Here is a 20250-nt window from a genome sequence, read left to right on the forward strand (position 1 = left end):
CAAGGCAACCGCTGTCAGTGCCTGTTCAGAAAGGCCTTGAGCGCGGCGATATAATCATCAAACGCCTCGTACTGAGGCACATGGCCAATGCCGTCCATCTCCACCAGGGCCGCATGAGGAATGCGACTGGCTGCCTCCTTGCCCAGGCGATCATAACGGCCCAGCTGATCCCTTTGCGCTTCCGGAGCCCGGTTACGTCCCAGTGCGGTTCGATCACGGGTACCGATAATCAGTAATGTGGGCAGGGTCAGCCGATCGAAATCATGCACCACCGGCTGGCTGTAGATCATGTCGTAGTGCAATGCGGAATTCCATGCAATGCGCCGGTAATCCGGACCACGCATCCACCCCTGCTGCAGGGTGAGCAGGGGGTCATAGGTCTTTTTCCACTGACCATCAAAATAGCTGCGGGTCATGTAGGCTTTGACCTTCTCCGGGTTCTTGTTCATTTCTCCCTGATACCAGGCGTCCACGGACTGCCATGGCACCTGCTTGCGCTGCCAGTCTTCCAGGCCAATGGGATTAACCAGCACCAGTGCATCGCTGCGATCCGGAAACATCAACGCAAAGCGGGTGGCCAGCATGCCCCCCATGGAGTGCCCCACCACTGTGACACGGTCCACCTTCAGGGTATCCAGCAGACGGCGGGTCTGGTCGGCGAGGGTCTGGAAGCTGTATTGAAAATGCGCCGGTTTCGATGACTTGCCAAACCCGATCTGGTCCGGCGCTACCACCCGATACCCTTCGGCCAACAAGGCCGTCATGGTGTCTTGCCAGTACGCACCGGAAAAATTCTTGCCGTGCAAAAGCAGGACTGTTTTTCCATTGCCCTGTTTCGGCGCCACATCCATGTAGGCCATCTCCAGATCCTGTTGCTGATCCTCCAGACTCAACATCTGCACCGGGAAGGGATAGGCGAAATCCGTCAGACGGGCATCAAGAGAAACCGGTGCCGCGACCAGTCGTCCGGCCAGTAACAGTCCCAGCAGCACCAGCCACAACCGCTGTTCTTTCATGGGGCTCTCCTTACTCAGGCGTTGTCAGGGGTTTATGGTCCGAGTGCGCTCACCCTGGCCAGGTTCCCTGCCGGTGATCACGATGGCTGGCGTCCACCAAGCAGAAGCGGTAGCCGCACCACCACCTGCAAGCCCCCCAGCGGGCTTTCCCCCAGGGACAGATCGCCGCCATAAGCCGCCACGGTATCGCTGACAATGGCCAGCCCAAGGCCATCCCCCGGTGTGCGTTCGTCCAGCCTCTGACCCCGCTGCAGGACCTGCTGGCGACGCTCAGAGGCAATCCCCGGACCATCATCCTCCACACACAGGCACAGCTGTCCGTCACCTTGATCCAGTGTCAGGCGAATGTGGCTTTTTGCCCATTTGAACGCGTTATCCAGCAGATTGCCCAGCACTTCCAGCATATCGTCCCGCTCCAGTGGCAGAGCGGTCAGCTGGTCCCCTTCTACCGTCACTTGCAGGGAACGGTGATGAGCCCGCTCCAGCGTCGTGACGAGCAGGGGCACATGATCAGCCGGACAAAACCGGTTGCCGGCCGTTACCCCCGCCGCCACGCGGGCCCGTCCCAGCGCCCGGCGGATCGTCGCTTCCATCTGATCCAGCTGCTCTTGCAGCAATGCATGGAGGGCAGGATCCGCGGTTTTCAGTTGTTCATTGCAGCGATTTTTCAACACCGCCAGCGGGGTTTTCAGCGCATGCCCCAGATCCCCCAGCCCATGGCGGGAGCGCTGCAGCTGTTGTTCGGTATGCCGTTGCAGACGGTTGATTTCCACCACCAGCGGGTGCAACTCCAGCGCCACGTTTTCATTGAGCGTATTGCGCTGGCCACCGCGAAGCTGTTCGATCTCCTTGCGGGCTTGCCGCAACGGTGACAGCCCCCGGCGCAACAACCACTGTTGCACCCCTGCCAACACCAGCAGCACCACCAGCCAGGCAATCAGCACAGCGGTGCGGGTGCGGGCGTACGCGGTCATCACCGGGGTGTAATCCTGGGCCACAACGATGGTCACCGGCTGATCGTTCATCCGGTATTCACCGCGGTAACGCAGTAACTGCTGACCGCCCGGCCCGGGCTGCAGCATCGGGTCCATGCCGGGGGACTCCGGCATGGACAGCGTGGCATCCCACAGTGACCGGGAGCGCCAGCGGCTGTCATCCACCAGCACCACGAAATAACGTCCGGAGAGAGGCCGCCGGTAAGCCGGATGCAGTCGCGTCGGGTCCAGCGTCAGCACATCATTCCGGTCCCGGCCAATGGCGGTGAGCACCCCGGCCGCATCGTCACGCAGCGAGGCGCTGAGCGAGTCACGTTGTTCTCGCTCCAGCCACCACAGCGCCCCCTGGCTAATCAACAGCCCCGCCAGCAGCAAGCTGACGAACAGGCTGATACCCAGGCGACGGCCGATGGAGGTCATCCCTGCCCCCCGATAAAGACATAGCCCTGCCCCCGGCGGGTTTCGATCACATCCTTGCCGAGTTTGCGGCGCAGGCGATTCACGTGCACTTCCAGTACATTGGAATCCCGGTCACTTTCGTTGTCATACAGGTGGGAGGCCAGCTGCCCCTTGGATAACAACCGACCCGGGTTGTGCATGAAATATCGCAACATGCGGAACTCGGCCCCGGTAAGCGTCATTTCCTGCTCACCCTGCCAGACACTCTGGCGCTGCTCATCCAGTGTCAGGCTCCCCACACGCAAACCGGCATCATTGACGTTGCCGTGGCTACGCCGCAACAGGGCCTGCACCCGCAGCAGTAATTCATCCGGATGGAACGGTTTGGTCAGGTAATCGTCGGCGCCCAGCTGCAGCCCCTCGATTTTTTCCGACCAACTGTCCCGGGCGGTGAGAATCAACACCGGCACACCGAGCCCCTCTGCTCGCCACTGCCGCAGAACCTGCAGGCCATCCATACCGGGTAGCCCCAGATCCAGAATCACCAGATCGAAGGGATCATCATGGGCCCTGATAACGGCATCTCGACCATCAGCCAGCCAATCCACCGCATAGCCGTGTTCGCGCAACATGGGGATCAACTGATCGGCCAGGGATACGCTGTCTTCCACCAACATCAGCCGCATCAATCGTCTCGCTCATCATCCAGCCAGGCCCCGTCACGGGCATCGATTTCCAGTTCGCGCACCACCCTGTCACGGGTCAACAACTCGATTTCATAAATCAGGATACCGTCATCCCGTTCCAGCTCCACTTCCAGCAAGCGAGCCTCCGGATAACGGCCAAGGATAGCATCCAGTACAGTTTCAAACGGCAGCACCACGCCCTGCTCCCGAAGACGCAGAGCTTCTTCGTGGCTGACATCGTCCGCAATCGACGAACTGGAAAACAGGCCAAGCAGGGCGAGTAACCCCGCCCTGCTGACCCGTTTCGACATTGTCACAATTTCAGTCCCGTTCATCCTTCAGCACATCGCCGGTACTGGCATCAATGTCCACATCCCATTCCTGGCCCTGGCCATCACGGAGCTCCACCTGATAGATGTAGCGACCGTATTCGTTTTCCAGATCGGTGTCGGTGATCTGTGCGTCGGGATGCGTATCCATGGCCACCTTGTCCAGCGTCTCCAGGGACTGGATTGTGCCGTCTTTCACTAACTGTGGCACTTGCTGGTGGGGTACATCATCCGCATGAACGGTACCGGCGGCGGCCACGCCGAGCAGGGCGGCAATCAGAGGGGTTCGGGAAAATCTCATGGTGTTGCTCCTTTCCTGTTGGGTTTGGGTCCCTGTGGGGATAGGAAACACTCTAAGAGCACAACCTGAATTTACCCTGAACGCTACCTGAAACCAGCATGAATCCGTGGGCAGCGGATATTTCAGGCATAAAAAAACCGGCCCGAAGGCCGGTTTTTTGCGTCATGCCAGCGATTATTTCTCGAGAATCGCTACCACGCCCTGACCGCCAGCAGCACACACGGAGATCAGTGCGCGGCCGGAGCCTTTTTCGTTCAGCAGCTTGGCCGCGTTGGCGATGATACGGCCACCGGTGGCAGCGAACGGGTGGCCGGCTGCCAGGGAGGAGCCTTTCACGTTCAGTTTGCTGCGGTCGATGCTGCCCAGCGCCTTCTTGCGACCCAGACGCTCTTTGCAGAAGGTCTCGTCTTCCCAGGCTTTCAGGGTAGACAGTACCTGGGACGCGAAGGCTTCGTGGATTTCGTAGAAATCGAAGTCCTGCAGGGTCAGGTCCAGCTTGTCCAGCATGCTCGGCACAGCGTAGGCCGGTGCCATCAGCAGGCCTTCTTTCTTGCCGATGAAGTCGACGGCAGCGGCTTCACCGATGGTCAGGTAGGCCAGTACCGGCAGGCCACGCTCTTTGGCCCACTCTTCGGTGGCCAGCAGTACTGTGGACGCACCGTCGGTCAGCGGGGTGGAGTTGGCCGGGGTCATGGTGCCGTCCGGGCCACCGAAGCAAGGCTTCAGGGTAGCCAGTTTTTCCAGGGTGGAGTCACCGCGCATGTTGTTGTCGCGCTCCAGGCCCTTGAACGGGCTGATCAGGTCATCCTGCCAGCCATCTTCATAGGACTTGGCCAGGTTCTGGTGGGATTTCCACGCCAGCTCGTCCTGGTCTTCCCGGGCAATGCCCCACTCTTTGGCGGTGATCGCCTGGTGCTCACCCATGGACAGGCCGGTACGGGGCTCGCCGTTCTTGGGGATGTCGGGCATCAGGGATTTCGGATTGAGCAGCTTCAGGCCCAGCTTGGCGCGTTCGCCGTTGGTCTTGGCACGGTTCAGCGCCATGAACACCTTGCGGGCTTCCTCGTTCACACCCAGCGGCGCGTCAGAGGTGGTGTCCACACCACCGGCGATGGCGCAATCGATCTGACCCAGCGCAATCTTGTTGGCCACCAGGATGGCGGCTTCCAGACCGGTGCCGCAGGCTTGCTGCAGGTCATAGGCCGGGGTTTCCGGGGCCAGCTTGGAGCCCAGTACGGATTCGCGCACCAGGTTGAAATCCCGGGCGTGCTTCATTACTGCACCGGCAGCCACTTCGTCGATCTTCTCGCCGTGCAACTTGAAACGATCCACCAGACCGTCGATAGCAGCAGTCAGCATTTCCTGGTTGCTGGTATCAATATACGCAGAGTTGGAACGGGCAAACGGGATACGGTTACCGCCGATAATGGCAACCTTACGTACGGCTTTACCTGCCAGCATAGTCATGTCCTCTAAAGATGGCGGTGAGCAACGACAGCGTGAAAACGCTACAGTATTCACTCGAATGGGCGCAGTCTACCCGCAACCGGCACGGCCTCATTGGCTCAAACGCCTGTTTGACTCCCGGCGCCGGTCAATACACCTGCCACATTGCAGTGATTCAATACGCGCCAGTGTGCGACAGGGCTGATTCCCATGCCCTACGAAAGAAGTCTGATTTTGGCCGTTCTTTCCCTGGCACATCTTTAAACTCGCTCTGGTTGCACTAATGTAGCCAGACACATTCATCTTCTGATGGCAAAGGACAGGATCATGAGCGATACCTATCAGGCGATTGCCAATTCCTCTATGGGCAAGGCGCTGTTTGGCGCAATCAATCTCCCCATCCCGGTGATTCTCGATCGCTGGCAGCCGGGCCAGGCTTCTTTCATCAAGGGCCGCGTACTGGTGGGCGCCGCCAACGGTTCCACCGGTATCGATACCGTCCTCGCGACATTGAAAGGGGCACCGGAAGCACAGGTCGCCGTGCTGGCCAACACCGGCAACGCCACCGAGCTGCAGAAGAAAGCCGGCAAGCTGGGCGTGAGCGCGGACAACTACACCGCCAACCGCGAAGACGATGCCAAGTTCAAGGGCCTGGTATTCGATGCCACCGGTATCCAGAACCCGGATGAGCTGAAAGCCCTGTGGGAATTCTTCCACCCGGTAATTCGCAAGCTGGAAAAATGTGCCCGCGTTGTGGTCATTGGCCGCACTCCGGAAAAACAGACCGGCGCCACCCGTGTGGCCCAGCGCGCCCTGGAAGGTTTCACCCGCTCTGTGGGCAAGGAAATCAAGAAAGGCGCCACCGCCCAGCTGGTGTACGTAGACGAAGGTGCTGAAGCACAATTGGCGTCTCCCCTGCACTTCTTCCTGTCGCCGAAATCCGCCTACGTGTCCGGCCAGGTGGTTCGTGTTTCCGAAGCCGGCTTCAAGGCGACCAAGTTTGACTGGGACAAGCCGCTGGCGGGCAAAAAAGCGCTGGTCACCGGCGGTTCCCGCGGTATCGGTGCGGCCATTGCCGAAGTCCTGGCCCGCGACGGCGCCACCGTGACCGTGCTGGATATCCCGCCCATGGCTGATGACCTGAACCAGGTGGCCGAGCAGATCGGTGGAGATACCCTGGAACTGGACATCACCGCTGACGACGCACCGGCCACCATCGCTGCCAAGGCGAAGGCCATCGGCGGCTACGACGTGGTTGTGCACAATGCCGGCGTCACCCGTGACAAGATGCTGGGCAACATGCCGGAGAAATTCTGGGACATGGTGCTGAACATCAACATCGCCAGCCAGCTGCGCATCAACGAAAAACTGCTGGCTGACGGCGGCATGGGTGAAGGTGGACGCATCATCTCCATCAGCTCCATCGCCGGTATCGCCGGTAACCTGGGCCAGACCAACTACGGCGCTTCCAAGGCAGCCGTGATCGGCATGATCGATGCCTACAAGGACGAGTACGCCGAGAAAGGCATCACCATCAATGCCGTGGCCCCGGGCTTCATCGAAACCCAGATGACCGCCGCTATACCCTTCACCATCCGTGAAGCGGGCCGTCGCATGAACGCCATGAACCAGGGCGGCCAGCCGGTAGACGTGGCTGAAACCATCGCCTTCTTTGCCAGCCCGGCCTCTCAGGGTCTGACCGGCAACGTGGTGCGTGTGTGTGGCCAGATGCTGCTGGGTGCGTAACAGCTGCAAGCCTCAAGCTGCAACACGGTTTGAGGCTTTCGCCACATGATCGACAAAAGAGCCGCGCCGCAAGGTGCGGCTCTTTTGTTTGTGGGTTGTACTCCCAATCTATCAACGATAGCCGCTGTAGGAGCTCCTCTTGAGGGGCGAACCGAGCGAAGCGAGGCGGCAGACACATCCGTCCCCGCACTCTTTTCTAAAAGCTGCCGAGCCTTGAAGCGCCTGATCATCCTTCGGATGATTTCCGCGTTCACACTCAGTTCGCCCCTCAAGAGGACTATTCGCTACGCTCACCTTTCGGGCCGCACTGTACTGCATGCGTTACTTCGCTGCGCTCTGTTCCTACAGCGGTTTCATAGATAGGCTGTAGTAAATGCCGCCACGGAAACCCTGGCGCATCCGGTCCCCGGTTTTATCTTTTCGCAACTCGCTCCTCGTCACTCGCTACTGCTTTATAAAAAGCCCTGCCAGGTCTACCCCGGCAGGGCCTGAAAGATCCCGTGCTCTCCCGCAACGAAACACGGTGTGATCAGCGCGGCGGCACTCAGGCCGCTTTCGCCAGTTTGTCTTCGCGTTTCTTTTTCGCTTTCGCCGCTCCGCCCGGCATGTACTGACGCACATCCCAGAAGAAATAACGCTTCAACACACTGCTGGCTTCGTCATCATTCTGCCGCCAGCCATACATCGCGGGTTTCTCCTTCTCGATGGCCAGGGTGCCGAAAATCAGCCAGTCGTAAATGGCCAGCGTGGAGGTCACGTTCCTGGCGGAATTGGGGCCACGGGAATGATGATGGTGATGCTGGGTCGGGAAGGTCAGCACATGGGCCAGTGCCCACATGGTCTTGCGCACCCAGGCCCACCGGTGGTTATGGAAATACAGATCCCAGTTCCAGTTCACATGGGTCTGGGCCGCCCAGATGCCCTTGATGGCGGTTCCGATCAGAAACACCTCTACCAGCCCCAGATACAGGCACACCAGCTGGAAGGTGTAGTTGGGCATGATCAGCCACCAGGCCCAGCCGTTCACAAAGGTCTGGGTCACAGACAATTGCCCCTTGTTGTCCTGGCCGCCTGCCAGGTGGTGGGGGCGATGGCTCATCTTGTAGAACGCCTGCACCCATTGCAGCAGCCGGTTCTTCGGTCGGCGGCTGTGGGCAAACAGGTGGAAGGAGCCATGGATAAATTCTTCGATGCAGAAGAAGACGATCAGGGTCGGCCAGAAATACTGCTCTTCAAGCCAGGCCAGGGAGCCCGCACTGCCAGGAAACAGGCCGGACAGCCCCAAGGTCAGCAGCAGTAGTACCAGGGGCCGTTGCACGACCACCATCATCAGGGTGGCCAGGAAGGCGACCTTCCAGTCCTGACGGGTCTTTTTTCCGTCGCGGGTCCGTCCGGCGAGGACTTCCCAGATCGCGGCGAGAACAATAAAAACTGTCACAAAGGTAGTGAGTTGCTGGTCCATTGTTATTCTCCGGTTCAAGCATGTTGTTGCGCACACCGTTGAAAATAGACACCGGGTATTCCTTTTCCTAATTGATATTTGATATAAGTAATATCCATGAAACTGAATTTACGCAGTGTCGACCTGAACCTGCTGCCAGTATTCCACGCCATCATGGAGGCAGGGCAGCTGTCCCGGGCGGCAGAACAGCTTGGCATGAGCCAGCCAGCGATCAGCGCGGCGCTGCAACGGTTGCGTCATACCTTGGGCGACGAGCTGTTTGTGCGGACTCGCCAGGGCATGTTGCCCACTCCCCGTGCCCGGGAACTGCATCAGCATCTGGCGCCCCAACTGGCCTCCCTGCGCGACGTTCTGGATCCGCGCAATCGCTTTGACCCTGCCACCAGCCAACGGCATTTCCGCCTGCTCAGCACTGATTATTTCGAGATGGTACTGCTTCCGCCCTTACTGCAACGGATCCGCCAGCACGCACCGGACGTAATGCTGGAAGTGGCGCCGGTCGGTGACAACATGGCGGACACCCTGCACAAGGCCCATGCGGACCTGGCCGTGGATGCATTTGTGCCGGAAGACAGCCGGCTACGTCGGCACGTCCTGCTGGAAGAAAATCTGGTGGTGGTTGCCCGGCAGGGTCACCCGCAATTTCGCGGTCGCTGCAGTAAAAGGCGCTTCCTGGAGGCGGAACACGTGGTGTTGCCGGAGCGTCACCGTCGACTGCCGCTGGATCTGGTACTTAACGCGCCGGGCTGGCAGCGCCGCACCGGCGCCCGGGTGACCCAATTTGCCAGCATGCTCGCCGTCACCGCCCGCTCGGACATGATCGCCACGGTGCCCGAGCGTCTGGCTCGCCATTATGCCCATGGGCTGCAATTGCAGATATTGCCGTTCCCGGTAGCGATTCCCCCGGTACCGATTTATGCGCTATGGCCCGACGCCCAGGACGGGGACCCCGCCCACCGGTGGCTTCGTCAGCAACTGGCCGATTCCCTGGACACTGAACCTGTCCCTTGAATCCCTGTCCAATTACCACCATGTTTGAACACACAGACTTCTGACACAGGACACCCCATGGGTTTCGGTCGCATTTTCTTCTTCATCTTCGCTTTTGCCCTGCTGGAAGTACTGGTACTGGCGAAAGTCGCCGGCCTGATCGGCTGGCCGATCACCATCATCGCCACGGTGGTTACTGCCCTGCTGGGCAGCTATCTGTTTCGTCGTCAGGGGCTGGAAACCTGGGTACGACTGAACCAGCGCATGCAGCAAGGCGACATGCCCGGCCAGGAAATGGTGGAAGGGATCATGCTGCTGCTCGGCGGCGCCCTGCTGATCACCCCCGGCTTCATTACTGACGCGGTGGGCTTTGCCCTGCTGCTGCCAGGCTCCCGCCGTGCCATGGCCCGCAAGGTGATCGAGAAAGGTACCCTGCAGGGCTTTACCACCATGCAGGGAGGAGGCTTCACCTACAGCAGTTATACCCGACAGGGTCCCAACCCGTTTCAGCAGCCCCCCGGCCGGGACGATGGCAATGTAACCATCGAGGGGGAAGCCCATCGCACCGACGAACGCTAATCACAGCGTCAACGTCGGGAAAATCCCCTGGCGCCTATTGAGGAGGCATATCTAACCCCGTGCGTCGGCGGTTCAGCCGGTTCGCGCGCGCTCCCCTCCCCCTGCTAAACTCCGCGCCTTTACCAGACCCAGCCCGTTCGGCGGAGGCGCCATGAGCCTGTTTCTCAACCCCATTGTCTGGTCCGTGATTCTGCTCATGGGCCTGAGCATTGCGCGCATGAACGTGGTACTCGCCCTGCTCTGCGCGGCGCTGGTGGCCGGCATGGGTAGTGGCCTGGATCTGCAAAGCACCCTGTCTGCCTTTGGCGGCGGCCTGGGTGGCGGCGCCAATATCGCCCTGAGTTATGCCCTGCTGGGGGCCTTTGCGGTGGCCATTGCCCGCTCCGGGATTACCGAATGGCTGGCCGCACGGATCATTGCCCGGCTCGGTCGCACCCCGGCGCCGGACCAGCTGCGTCTGATTCGCACGCTGCTACTCATGGTGCTGCTGGCCGCCGCCATCATGAGCCAGAACCTGGTGCCCATTCATATCGCCTTTATCCCGATCCTGGTGCCACCGCTACTGGAAGTGATGCACCAGCTGCGCCTGGACCGGCGACTGGCGGCCTGTGTGCTCACCTTCGGGCTGATTACCCCGTATATGGTGTTGCCGGTGGGTTTCGGCAGCATTTTCCTGCATACCCAACTTGGCCCCAGCCTGGCAAAAGCGGGGCTGGCAATTCCCAAGGGGGAACTGCCCCTGGCCATGCTGCTGCCCGCTGCCGGCATGGTGGTGGGCTTGATTCTCGCCTTCATCCGTTATCGCAAGCCCCGCGACTACCGGCCGGTAGCGCTGCCGGGCGAAGAGAAACACGCGCCGCTCTCGCTGCGAAATGTGATCGTCGCCGCCATTGCCCTGGCCGCCGCTCTGGCACTTCAGCTCTACAGCGATTCCATCATTCTCGGCGCCCTGGTGGGGTTTATGGTGTTTACAGCGGGGGGCGTGGTGCCCTGGCGGGAATCCCAGGACGCCTTTACCCAGGGCGTGAAAATGATGTCCCTGATCGGCTTTATCATGATTGCTGCCAACGGCTACGCTGCCGTGGTGGGTGCCAGCGGACAGGTGCCATTGCTGGTGGAGAGTGTGACCAGTGGTTTGCAAAGTCCACCAGTGGCAGCGGCACTGCTATTACTGCTCGGCTTGTTTGTGACGCTGGGGATTGGCTCGTCGTTTTCCACCATCCCCATCATCACCACCCTGTATGTGCCGCTCTGCCTGGCACTGGGTTTCTCACCACTGGCCACCGCCGCCCTGGTGGGCAGTGCGGCTGCCCTGGGTGACGCCGGTTCCCCGGCCTCGGACTCCACGCTGGGTCCCACCGCCGGTCTAAACGCTGATGGCCAGCACGACCATATCCGCGACACGGTGATTCCCACTTTTTTTCATTACAACCTGCCGCTGATCGCCGCTGGCTGGCTCGCCGCCATGGTTCTTTGAACAGAGGGCACGCTACCTGGACCGTTGGAGCCTTACTCGCAAGGCGACTCTTTCGGGTATCCCTTTTTCACTGGCCCTTCGCCTTGTGAACAAGGCTCCAACGGGGTGATTACTTGCTCTTCCACATGCGGGCCACGGCCTTGTCGCTCCCCAACAGACCGACCACTTCACACACCAGCCCCACTGCCAGGAAAACCGCCACCGGGATCAGCCCGCCGTACAACTCAGCCACCACCGTTGCCGCTGCCGCCCCGGTGGACAGCACCAGAAACAAGGCCCCCACCACGATCAGGATTTTCCGGTGCGACGGACGATAAGCATAGTTGTCATCGCCGGACTCAAACGGATTGAGGATGGGAGAAAACACTTTGCGAAGAAATTCTTTCACTGGTTAACACCGATTCAATGTATTGATGAATGCCCCACTACCCGGTGAAGCAAGGATGGTGCCATGAGATGAAGCCATGAAATCTTTCACGGACAAACCGTAAAAAGGCGCCCTCGGCGCCTTTCTTTTGCTTTTCTGTTGCCCACGATCGACGCCTAACTTCTCTCCGCGGCATCTTCTTCCGCCTTCAACTTTCGGTACTCAATGGGTGTCATACCGACCCAGCGCTTGAACGCCCGATAGAAGGTGGACGGTTCCGAAAAACCGGTGAGATAGACGATTTCGTCGATGGATTCCTCGGTGCCGGCGAGCAGGCGTTTGGCCAGACGGCAGCGATAATCGGCAACCAGCTGGTTGAAGTTGGTACCGGCATCGGCCAGCCGGGTACGCAACTGGCGAGCCTTGATGCCCAGTCGCTCGGCCACTTCTTCCAGATTGGCATGGCCGGATTCCAGCAGTTCGCCGATCAGGCGATTGACCTGGGCGACCAGATCCTGCTTTTCCAGACGGGCCACCTGTTCGCTGGCCAGCTGCTCGTGCAGGTGCAACAGTTCCGGCTCGTGGTGGGCCGACGGCAGATTCATGACCCGGGCATCGAAGTACATGCCGATACTCGGCATATCGAACTTCACCGGACAATCGAAGAGCCGCTCGTATTCCTGCTGGTCCGCATGACGGCTATGACCGAAGTGGACTTCAAGCGGCTCGAAGGCACCGTCAGTGACGAAACGAAAGAACTTGATCACGCCCATCATCATGCATTCATTGAGATGGCTGAGACGTTTACTCCAGATCATCTGTTTGAGAAAGACCCGATCCCCTTCCTCGAACAATTCCCCCTGGGCAGCGTCTGACAGCAGGCGCTGGTAATCCAGGGCACGTTTCAGGCCTTCGCCAAAAGTGGGGCTGGACAGGAACAGGTATTCCAGAACCTGGCCCTTGTAAACAGGAATATGCTCACCCAGGTGCAGGCCGACGTGTTCATCACCGGAGACTTTCTCCAGTGCCTGCCAGAACCATTCCTGGGCATCGTGGGGCGTACGCAGGTCAGGAACCTGAAGAATGGATTTGTCGAGACCGACTTCTGCCAACACGGCATCGGCATCAATACCGGCGTTAATCATGGCCTTGTAGGCCATTCGTAACAGCACACCGGAATCTGTCATTTCTGCCATGCGTTCTGCCTTGTCCCCAAATAAAAAAAGCTACTCTCAGATTGACTGAGAGTAGCATAAGGATGGCAGGGCCGGAACCAGCGCAGGACCGGCCCCAACCAGGAGATCGAGCTGCCCGGGAGTGATCAGGCAGCCTTGCGGGTTTCTGACTGCGGTTCACGGGTCAGGGATACCACTTTGGCTCGCAGGCCATTGAGTGGACCCTTGTCGCTGCCGCCCTGGGTCTTGCTGGGCAAAGACAGCTTGAAGATCCGTTTCCACACACTCAGAGACTGCTTCACAAACGAGCCGGTGTTATAAGGCAGGCCGTGCTTTTCACAGATGGCACGCACTTCCGGCGCAATTTTCGCGTAGCGATGGGCCGGCATGTCCGGGAACAGGTGGTGCTCGATCTGGAAGCTCAGGTTGCCGCTCATCACGTGCATCAGACGGCCGCCTTCAAAGTTGGCCGAGCCCAGCAGCTGACGGACATACCACTGACCACGGGTCTCGTTCTCAATCACGGACTCCGGGAACTGCTCCACCTCTTCCGGGAAGTGACCATTGAAGATCACCTGGGAAGACCACAGGTTGCGCGCCAGGTTGGCGGTCACATTACCGGCAAACACGAAGGGCGCAAACGGGCCAGCCAGTGCCGGGAACAGCAGGTAGTCCTTGAACAGCTGCTTGCGCATCTTTTTCCAGGTCGGCTTGAACTCCGCTTTCAGCTCTTCCTTGGTCTTGGTCTTGTAGACCAGGTAGTCCTCCAGCTTGAGGCTCTGGATCGCCACAAAGTGCTGGAAGAAGGTGGCCAGGATGCCTGCCAGGATCGGGTTGAACAGGAAGCGCGGCTCCCAGTCCTGATCATCGGACATGCGCAGAATGCCATAGCCAATGTCATGGTCCTTGTCGAGCACGTTGGTGAACGTGTGGTGCTCGAAATTGTGAGTCTGCTTCCAGGCCGTGTTGGTGCAGGTGTTATCCCAGTCAAAGACCTTGGAGTTAATGGCCGGATCGCCCATCCAGTCATACTGGCCGTGCATCACGTTATGGCCGATCTCCATGTTGTCGAGGATCTTGGAGGCAGACAGACAGGCCACACCGGCCAGCCATGCCGGCGGCAGGAAACCTGCCATCAGCAGACCGCGGCCGGCCACTTCCAGACGACGCTGACGCTTGATCAGAGTACGGATGTAGTTGGCATCTTTTTCGCCCAGGTCCGCCATTTCCCGATTACGGATGGCATCCAGTTCCTGGCCAATGGTCTCGAATTGTTCGGCGGTCAAATTGCTGAAAATACTCATATGCTTTCTCCTTAAACCCGGTTTGAAGATTCGTCCTGTGACGCTTCGGTTTGGGTAAATCCGTTTAGATGTCCAGGGTCACCGTGCCCACCGGCACGCTGACGCAAATTTGAATGTCTTCTTCGCCACTGCTGATCTCACCGGTGCGAATATCGCGCACGTCACCGGCGGTCTTGCGGCAGGTACAGGCGTGGCAGATGCCCATGCGGCAACCGGATTCCGGGGTCAGCCCGGCAGATTCCGCTTGCTCAAGCAGGGTGGCACCATTGTTAATGGCCATTTTCTCGCTCTGTACGAAACGCACTTCGCCTTCCGCGCTGTCGCTTTCGATCTGCGGCGCCGCCAGGGTGAACTGCTCCTTGTGCAGGCGCTCTGCCAGGCCGTCCTCTTCCCAGACTTTTTCCACCGCAGCCATCATCGGCGGCGGACCACACAGAAAAGTGGTTGCCTGTGCAAATTCCGGCGCAGCAATGTACAGATGTTCACGGGAAAAAAGGCCGGACAGTTCGCCCTGTTCACCCTCATCATTGAAGCAACGCACCAGGGTCACGTTGTCGTGGGTCCGTGCGATCTCGTCCAGCTCGCTGGCATAGATCATGTCGGCGGCGCTGTTGGCGTAATGCAGGAAAGTGATCGGGCCGCTGAAGCCCTCATCACAAAGGGTGCGCAGCATGGACATCACCGGGGTGATACCGCTGCCACCACTGATCAGCAGCACCTGCTCCGGGCGTTGTTCCGGCAGGGCGAATTCGCCGTCCGCCTGGGACAGCAACACCACATCACCCACACTCAGTTGTTCACGCAGATGACGGGAAACAAAGCCGTTGGCGTGCACTTTGGCGGTGAGCTCGATGCAGCCATCGGCGCGGTGCAGGGAGTTGGCCGGCGAATAACAGCGGGTCTGGCGCTTGCCGTTGATGGTGACGGAAAGCTGCACGAACTGGCCCGGGATAAAGCCTTCCCAGTTGTGATTGGGGCGCAGGGTCAGGGTCACGCTGTCATTGGTCAGGTAGCGCACGGCTTCCACCTTGGCGCGCACCTCATTGACGGACCACAGCGGATTGAACACTTCCAGATAACGGTCAACGCCATGGGGATAGGAAAGAATATCCGCCACGCGGGACTGCAGCAGGCGGGTCAGGCCTTGCTGAAAACGGCTGGAGGTCTGTGTCATTGCGTTCATTGGGTTCATCCCTGTAAGTGAACAGTTGTACGCATTATTCACAGGCTCGCCGTTTTCGTCAACACCTGTACACACAATTTTGTAAAAACCTTCACTATCATGCAGTTACACATGTTTTCTGCGCACCAGTTGCATCACGGGCTCACAACGGGGAGAATTTACAGCGTATTTTCAGGGTCTGTGGGTGCGTGATGCCCGCCAGTACCCCGGCATTGTCCTGCCCGAGCAGCCGGAAACGGGAATGAAACTGCCGATCGGGCCTGCCCAACGACCTGAACCCCCATGCAGAGGCGACCGGAATGAGCAAGGAAAGCACCAGCAGAACCCGCAAGCCGAAACGGGGGCAAACCCGTGAAGCTCTGATGGCAGCGGCGCTGGATCTGGTCGTCAAGAAAGCCCCGTTTTCCGCATTGAGTCTGCGTGAAGTCACCAAGAAAGCCGGAGTGGTCCCCACTGCCTTCTACCGGCATTTTCCGGACATGAGCGCCCTGGGGCTGACGCTGCTGGACGAATCCTTCCGTACCCTGCGTCATATGATGCGCCAGGTCCGCCAGGAAGAGCTCCCCAATGAACGGATGCTGCGCGGCTCCCTGGAGGTGTACTTCAACTATGTCCGCAACAACCGGGCGCACTTCCTGTTCGTGTCCAAGGAACTGGCCGGGGGCACGCCCACCATGCGCAACGCCATCCGCCGGGAAATCCGTATGTTCACCAACGAGCTGGCCATGGATATGGCCCGCTTTCCCTTCCTCAACCACGTGAACGCAGAAGACCTGCAAATGATGGCCGGGCTGGTAGTCAACAACGTCACCGCCCTCACCCAGGAAATGCTGGAACTGGAAGAAGACGACGAATTCGGCCAGAACCAGGTTCTCGGCACCGCCGAAAAACAGCTGCGGCTGATCTATTTCGGGGTCGGCATGTGGAAATCCAAACCGGACCAGTGAACCGGTCCCTGCCACCTTCCTTCTTGCAGACAAACCTCTGTCACAGTTTTATTCACGTGTGCTTTAGTCCCTATACAGCTTGTCTGCGCGGCCAATAGCGCATCGCCGACCCTGCTCTATACTCCCAGCAACATCGTCGTTCCATGATCTTTACGCCTCTGCCGGTCGCCGCGCAGGGACATAAAGATCATGGGTCTGAGACCACCACACGACCAACGGGAAAGGATCGAGTAATGAGTGAGGTAAAATTCCGCGAACTGCGCAACGCGCCCCCCATGGTGATCAACTTCGCCAAAGCGGTCATGCGCGCCACCGTAAAGCCGGGCAGTAACCCCACCCTGCCGGAAATCGGCCTGCGCCTGAACGATGTGGCCCTGGACGAGAAGCACCTGGCCGCCTACCGCAAGGTGTGTGGCTTTGCCGCCGACGGCAAGCTGCCGGTGACCTACCCGCACATGCACGCCTTCCCGCTGCATATGGCCCTGATTCTCAGCGACGGCTTCCCGTTCCCGGCCATGGGCCTGGTGCACGTGCGCAACAGCATCACCCAGTATCGCCCTATCAGCGAGCGTGAGCAGCTGAACGTGAAATGCTACCTGGGCAATCTGACCAAGGTGGACAAGGGCTACGAGTTCTCCATCTTTACCAGCATCAGTACCGGCGGTGAACGAGTCTGGGAAAGCGAATCGGTGAATTTCTTCCGCAGTGGCGGCGGTGGCAGCAGCAAGAAGAAAGATGCGCCCAAGCCCCAGCCGGCCACCGACACCGTGGAATGGAAAGTCCCCGGCGACACCGGCCGTCGCTACGGCGCAGTATCCGGTGACCGTAACCCGATTCACCTGTACCCGCTGTCCGCCAAACTGTTCGGCTTCAAGCGCCAGATTGCCCACGGCATGTGGTCCAAGGCCCGCTGCCTGGCCGAGCTGCAGAACCAGCTGCCGGAAGAAGCCTTCACCGTGGATGTGCAGTTCAAACTGCCCATGTTCATCCCCGCCACCGTGAAGTTCGAGAACAAGCCCGTCGATGGCGGCAGCGACTTCCGCCTGCTGGCCAAGGACGGCATCAAGCCGCACCTGGCCGGCCAGATCCGTCCGGCGGAGTAAAAACAGCTACAAGCGTCAAGCTGCAACGCGGGCAGGGCCGTGCTAATCACATAGCGCCCTGCCCGCGTTTTTTTGTGGGGGGCCAAGAACGCTAGGCGCGTCGCTCGCGGGGCGATTTGAACCTTGCCTAAGGTTGTTGATGTAGGAGCACCGCTTGAGGTGCGAACCGAGCGTAGCGAGGCGAGGCGACAAAGATCAAAGTCCGTCCGCCATTCTTTCTGGAACCTGTGGAGCGCTGGTATCCCTGATCGCCCTGCGGCCGATTTCCGCGCAAGCGCGGTTCGCCATGCAAGCATAGCTCCTACAGCGGCTTCGTAGAAATGACGAGGTCCGGGGAATTTTCCAGCCTTTCCCTTTCCTACAAGCGTGGCTTGTAGCTTGTAGCTGTTCTAAACTCGCCCCCCATGCGCGACGATACCCGTGATTACCTGTCCCTGTTTCTCAACGACACGCCCCTGCTGGATGTGCGTGCTCCTGTGGAATTCGCCAAGGGCGCCTTCCCTGGCACCACCAATATCGCCCTGATCAACGACGACGAACGCCACCGGATTGGCATCTGCTACAAGCAGCATGGCCAGCAGGCGGCCATTGATCTGGGTAACCAGCTGGTCAGCGGCGAGGAGCGGGAACGGCGTATGCAGGCCTGGCAACACTGGTGGCAGGCCAACCCGAACGGTTACCTGTATTGCTTTCGTGGCGGGCTGCGCAGCCAGACCACCCAGGCCTGGCTGCGTGAAGCAGGGATCGATGCACCACTGGTCACCGGCGGCTACAAGGCCATGCGCCGCTTCCTGCTGGACGAGCTGGAGGCCTGCATCACCGCGCTGCCCTTTGACATTCTCTGTGGCCGTACCGGCTGCGCCAAGACCCGGGTCATCGAAAGCCAGGCCAACGCCGTGGATCTGGAAGGCCTGGCTCATCATCGTGGCTCCGCCTTCGGGCGACGCCCCGGGGGGCAGCCCACCCAGATCGATTTCGATAATGCCCTGGCCATCGCCATGATCAGGCAACGGGCGCAGACCCCGGCCCGGGTTTTGCTTGAAGACGAAAGCAAGCTGATCGGCCGCTGCCATCTGCCCTTCTCCCTGCAGGACAAGATCCGGACCTGCCCGCGCATCATCATCAATGAGACGCTGGAATCCCGGGTGCAGGTGACTCTGGAAGACTATGTGGTGGGCCCTCTGGAAGAATACCGTCAACATTTCGGCGAGCAGCAAGGCCTGCACTTTCTCGGTGAGGAACTGCTTGCCGCCATGGATCGCATTCGCCGCCGCCTGGGCGGACTGCGTCACCAGCAGTTACGCCAGCTGCTGAGCGAAGCCCTGGCCGTGCAAGCCATCAGCGGCGATACCGATTTGCACCAGGACTGGATCCGTATTCTTCTGCGTGACTACTACGACCCCATGTATGACTACATGCTCTCCCACCGGGAAGGAGACATCGTCTTTGAGGGTAGCCGCGATGAAGTGAAGGCATTTCTGGAAGAACGCCAGACGCCAGAAGCCTGAAACCCCAAGCAACTGTTGGAGCTTTGCTCGCAAAGCGAAGAGCTACCCGCTGCCATGGCGCCGGGACAACCCCCTTCGCCTTGCAAGCAAGGCTCCAACGAAAGGCAGAGGGGAATTATCTCCCCGGTTTGGCTACGAAATTCCGTTGGAGCTTTGCTCGCAAAGCGAAGGTTACCCGCTGGCATGGCGCCGGAATAACGCCCTTCGCCTTGCGAGCAAGGCTCCAACGGGTATTTCTCTTTCGGCAGGGTTGCTGACTGGTATCCAGCCCCCGGCGCTCTATAATCACCTTGTCGTGTCTGGCCGGACCCGCGACAGGATTTCCACATTGTCCGGTAAGCCTCCCTATTGAACGGAGTCAACAATGCGCCTCAAGTTTCTTGCTGCCCTGTGTGCAGCACTGCTGCTTTCTGCCTGTAACGAACCGCAAACAGAGACCTTCACTTTCACCGCCATCCCCGACCAGGATGAATCGCAACTGGAAAAACGCTTCGGCGGGGTTGCCCTTTATCTGGAAGAGCAACTGGGTGTCCCGGTGAAATATATCCCGGTGAAATCCTATGCGGCGGCGGTCACCGCCTTTCGCAACAACGAAGTACAAATGGCCTGGTTTGGCGGTCTGTCCGGTGTGCAGGCCCGCCGCCTGGTACCCGGCTCCCAGGCCATCGCCCAGGGCCTGGAAGATCCGGACTTCAAGTCCTATTTCATCGCCAACGCCAGCACTGGCCTGAGCCCGTCCGAGACGCTCACCGAGGCGTTTGTCGAGCAGCCCTCTTTCACTTTCGGGTCCAAGGGCAGCACGTCCGGACGACTGATGCCGGAGTTCTACCTGCGTGAGACCTTCAACCAGTCTCCGGAACAGCTGTTCGAGAAAGTCGGTTTCTCCGGGGATCACAGCGCCACCATTGCCCTGGTACAAAGCGGCGCCTATGCCACCGGCGCAGTGAACTACAAGGTCTGGGAACGTGAGCGGGAAGAAGGGAAGATCGACACCGACAAGGTCCAGGTTATCTGGGAAACTCCCGGCTATCCGGACTATCACTGGACCGTGCGTGGCGACCTGAACGACAGCTTCGGTGACGGCTTCACCCAGCGTGTCACCGACGCCCTGCTGGCCATTGATGATCCGGTTCTGCTCAATGCCTTCCCCCGGGAAAAGTTCATCCCCGCCAGCAATGACGACTTTGCGCCCATCGAGGAAACCGCCAAAGCCATCGGCCTGCTGGACGCCGAGTAA

19 protein-coding genes are annotated in these 20250 nt (G+C 59.6%); 8 read left to right on the forward strand and 11 right to left on the reverse strand.

What is annotated here, in order from left to right:
* Positions 1–14 precede the first annotated feature (14 nt).
* From C4S63_RS14540 to C4S63_RS14565, 6 genes are all read right to left on the reverse strand, one after another.
* Entirely contained in the window at positions 15–1016 is a 1002-nt protein-coding gene (locus tag C4S63_RS14540) for an alpha/beta fold hydrolase (RefSeq protein ID WP_103918015.1), read from the reverse strand.
* A gap of 77 nt (positions 1017–1093) precedes the next feature.
* The gene (locus C4S63_RS14545) at positions 1094–2431 is read right to left on the reverse strand and encodes an ATP-binding protein (RefSeq protein WP_103918016.1); all 1338 of its coding nucleotides are present in this window, start codon (positions 2429–2431) and stop codon (positions 1094–1096) included.
* Positions 2428–3096, reverse strand: a complete 669-nt coding sequence (locus C4S63_RS14550; protein ID WP_062817874.1) for a response regulator transcription factor — start codon at positions 3094–3096, stop codon at positions 2428–2430. The genes C4S63_RS14545 and C4S63_RS14550 overlap by 4 nt, the downstream gene beginning before the upstream one ends.
* On the reverse strand, positions 3096–3407 hold the full coding sequence (locus tag C4S63_RS14555) for a PepSY domain-containing protein (protein WP_062817875.1): 312 nt from the start codon (positions 3405–3407) through the stop codon (positions 3096–3098). The genes C4S63_RS14550 and C4S63_RS14555 overlap by 1 nt, the downstream gene beginning before the upstream one ends.
* Positions 3408–3417: 10 nt before the next feature.
* Entirely contained in the window at positions 3418–3726 is a 309-nt protein-coding gene (locus tag C4S63_RS14560; RefSeq protein ID WP_062817876.1) for a PepSY domain-containing protein, read from the reverse strand.
* Positions 3727–3900: 174 nt separating this feature from the next.
* Entirely contained in the window at positions 3901–5187 is a 1287-nt protein-coding gene (locus tag C4S63_RS14565) for an acetyl-CoA C-acetyltransferase (RefSeq protein WP_062817877.1), read from the reverse strand.
* Positions 5188–5499: 312 nt separating this feature from the next.
* Between C4S63_RS14565 and C4S63_RS14570 the strand changes: the two genes are divergently transcribed.
* Complete coding sequence (locus tag C4S63_RS14570) at positions 5500–6918, forward strand: 3-oxoacyl-ACP reductase (protein ID WP_103918017.1); 1419 nt, start codon at positions 5500–5502, stop codon at positions 6916–6918.
* Positions 6919–7462: 544 nt separating this feature from the next.
* Here the strand turns inward: C4S63_RS14570 and C4S63_RS14575 are convergent.
* On the reverse strand, positions 7463–8380 hold the full coding sequence (locus tag C4S63_RS14575; RefSeq protein ID WP_103918018.1) for a sterol desaturase family protein: 918 nt from the start codon (positions 8378–8380) through the stop codon (positions 7463–7465).
* 96 nt (positions 8381–8476) lie between these two features.
* Here C4S63_RS14575 and C4S63_RS14580 point away from each other — a divergent pair, with 96 nt between their 5' ends.
* From C4S63_RS14580 to C4S63_RS14590, 3 genes are all read left to right on the forward strand, one after another.
* Positions 8477–9391 (forward strand): LysR family transcriptional regulator, encoded by a 915-nt coding sequence (locus C4S63_RS14580; protein WP_103918019.1) that lies wholly within the window; start codon positions 8477–8479, stop codon positions 9389–9391.
* 57 nt (positions 9392–9448) lie between these two features.
* A complete protein-coding gene (locus C4S63_RS14585) occupies positions 9449–9949 on the forward strand; it encodes an FxsA family protein (protein WP_063509436.1) in 501 nt (166 codons plus the stop codon).
* Positions 9950–10100: 151 nt separating this feature from the next.
* On the forward strand, positions 10101–11426 hold the full coding sequence (locus tag C4S63_RS14590; protein ID WP_103918020.1) for a Na+/H+ antiporter family protein: 1326 nt from the start codon (positions 10101–10103) through the stop codon (positions 11424–11426).
* A gap of 109 nt (positions 11427–11535) precedes the next feature.
* Here C4S63_RS14590 and C4S63_RS14595 read toward each other — a convergent pair whose 3' ends face one another.
* The 4 genes from C4S63_RS14595 to C4S63_RS14610 form a co-directional block, all read right to left on the reverse strand.
* Entirely contained in the window at positions 11536–11814 is a 279-nt protein-coding gene (locus C4S63_RS14595) for a hypothetical protein (RefSeq protein ID WP_062817883.1), read from the reverse strand.
* 155 nt (positions 11815–11969) lie between these two features.
* A complete protein-coding gene (locus C4S63_RS14600; protein ID WP_062817884.1) occupies positions 11970–12989 on the reverse strand; it encodes an AraC family transcriptional regulator in 1020 nt (339 codons plus the stop codon).
* Positions 12990–13114: 125 nt separating this feature from the next.
* Entirely contained in the window at positions 13115–14272 is a 1158-nt protein-coding gene (locus C4S63_RS14605) for an acyl-CoA desaturase (protein ID WP_062817885.1), read from the reverse strand.
* A 64-nt stretch (positions 14273–14336) separates the two neighbouring features.
* On the reverse strand, positions 14337–15455 hold the full coding sequence (locus tag C4S63_RS14610) for a ferredoxin reductase (RefSeq protein WP_235000035.1): 1119 nt from the start codon (positions 15453–15455) through the stop codon (positions 14337–14339).
* A 299-nt stretch (positions 15456–15754) separates the two neighbouring features.
* On the opposite strand from C4S63_RS14610, the gene C4S63_RS14615 reads away from it, so the two are divergent.
* The 4 genes from C4S63_RS14615 to C4S63_RS14630 all read left to right on the forward strand — a co-directional run bounded on the left by C4S63_RS14615 (position 15755) and on the right by C4S63_RS14630 (position 20250).
* Positions 15755–16402 (forward strand): TetR family transcriptional regulator, encoded by a 648-nt coding sequence (locus C4S63_RS14615; RefSeq protein ID WP_062817886.1) that lies wholly within the window; start codon positions 15755–15757, stop codon positions 16400–16402.
* 233 nt (positions 16403–16635) lie between these two features.
* Positions 16636–17505, forward strand: a complete 870-nt coding sequence (locus tag C4S63_RS14620) for a MaoC family dehydratase (RefSeq protein ID WP_062817887.1) — start codon at positions 16636–16638, stop codon at positions 17503–17505.
* Between the two features lie 404 nt (positions 17506–17909).
* Positions 17910–19013: a tRNA 2-selenouridine(34) synthase MnmH gene (gene mnmH, locus C4S63_RS14625; protein ID WP_103918021.1), complete on the forward strand. Its 1104-nt coding sequence runs from the start codon at positions 17910–17912 to the stop codon at positions 19011–19013.
* Between the two features lie 364 nt (positions 19014–19377).
* A complete protein-coding gene (locus C4S63_RS14630; RefSeq protein ID WP_103918022.1) occupies positions 19378–20250 on the forward strand; it encodes a putative selenate ABC transporter substrate-binding protein in 873 nt (290 codons plus the stop codon).

The organism is Alcanivorax sp. DSM 26293, from assembly GCF_900107995.1.
Taxonomy (GTDB): domain Bacteria; phylum Pseudomonadota; class Gammaproteobacteria; order Pseudomonadales; family Alcanivoracaceae; genus Alcanivorax.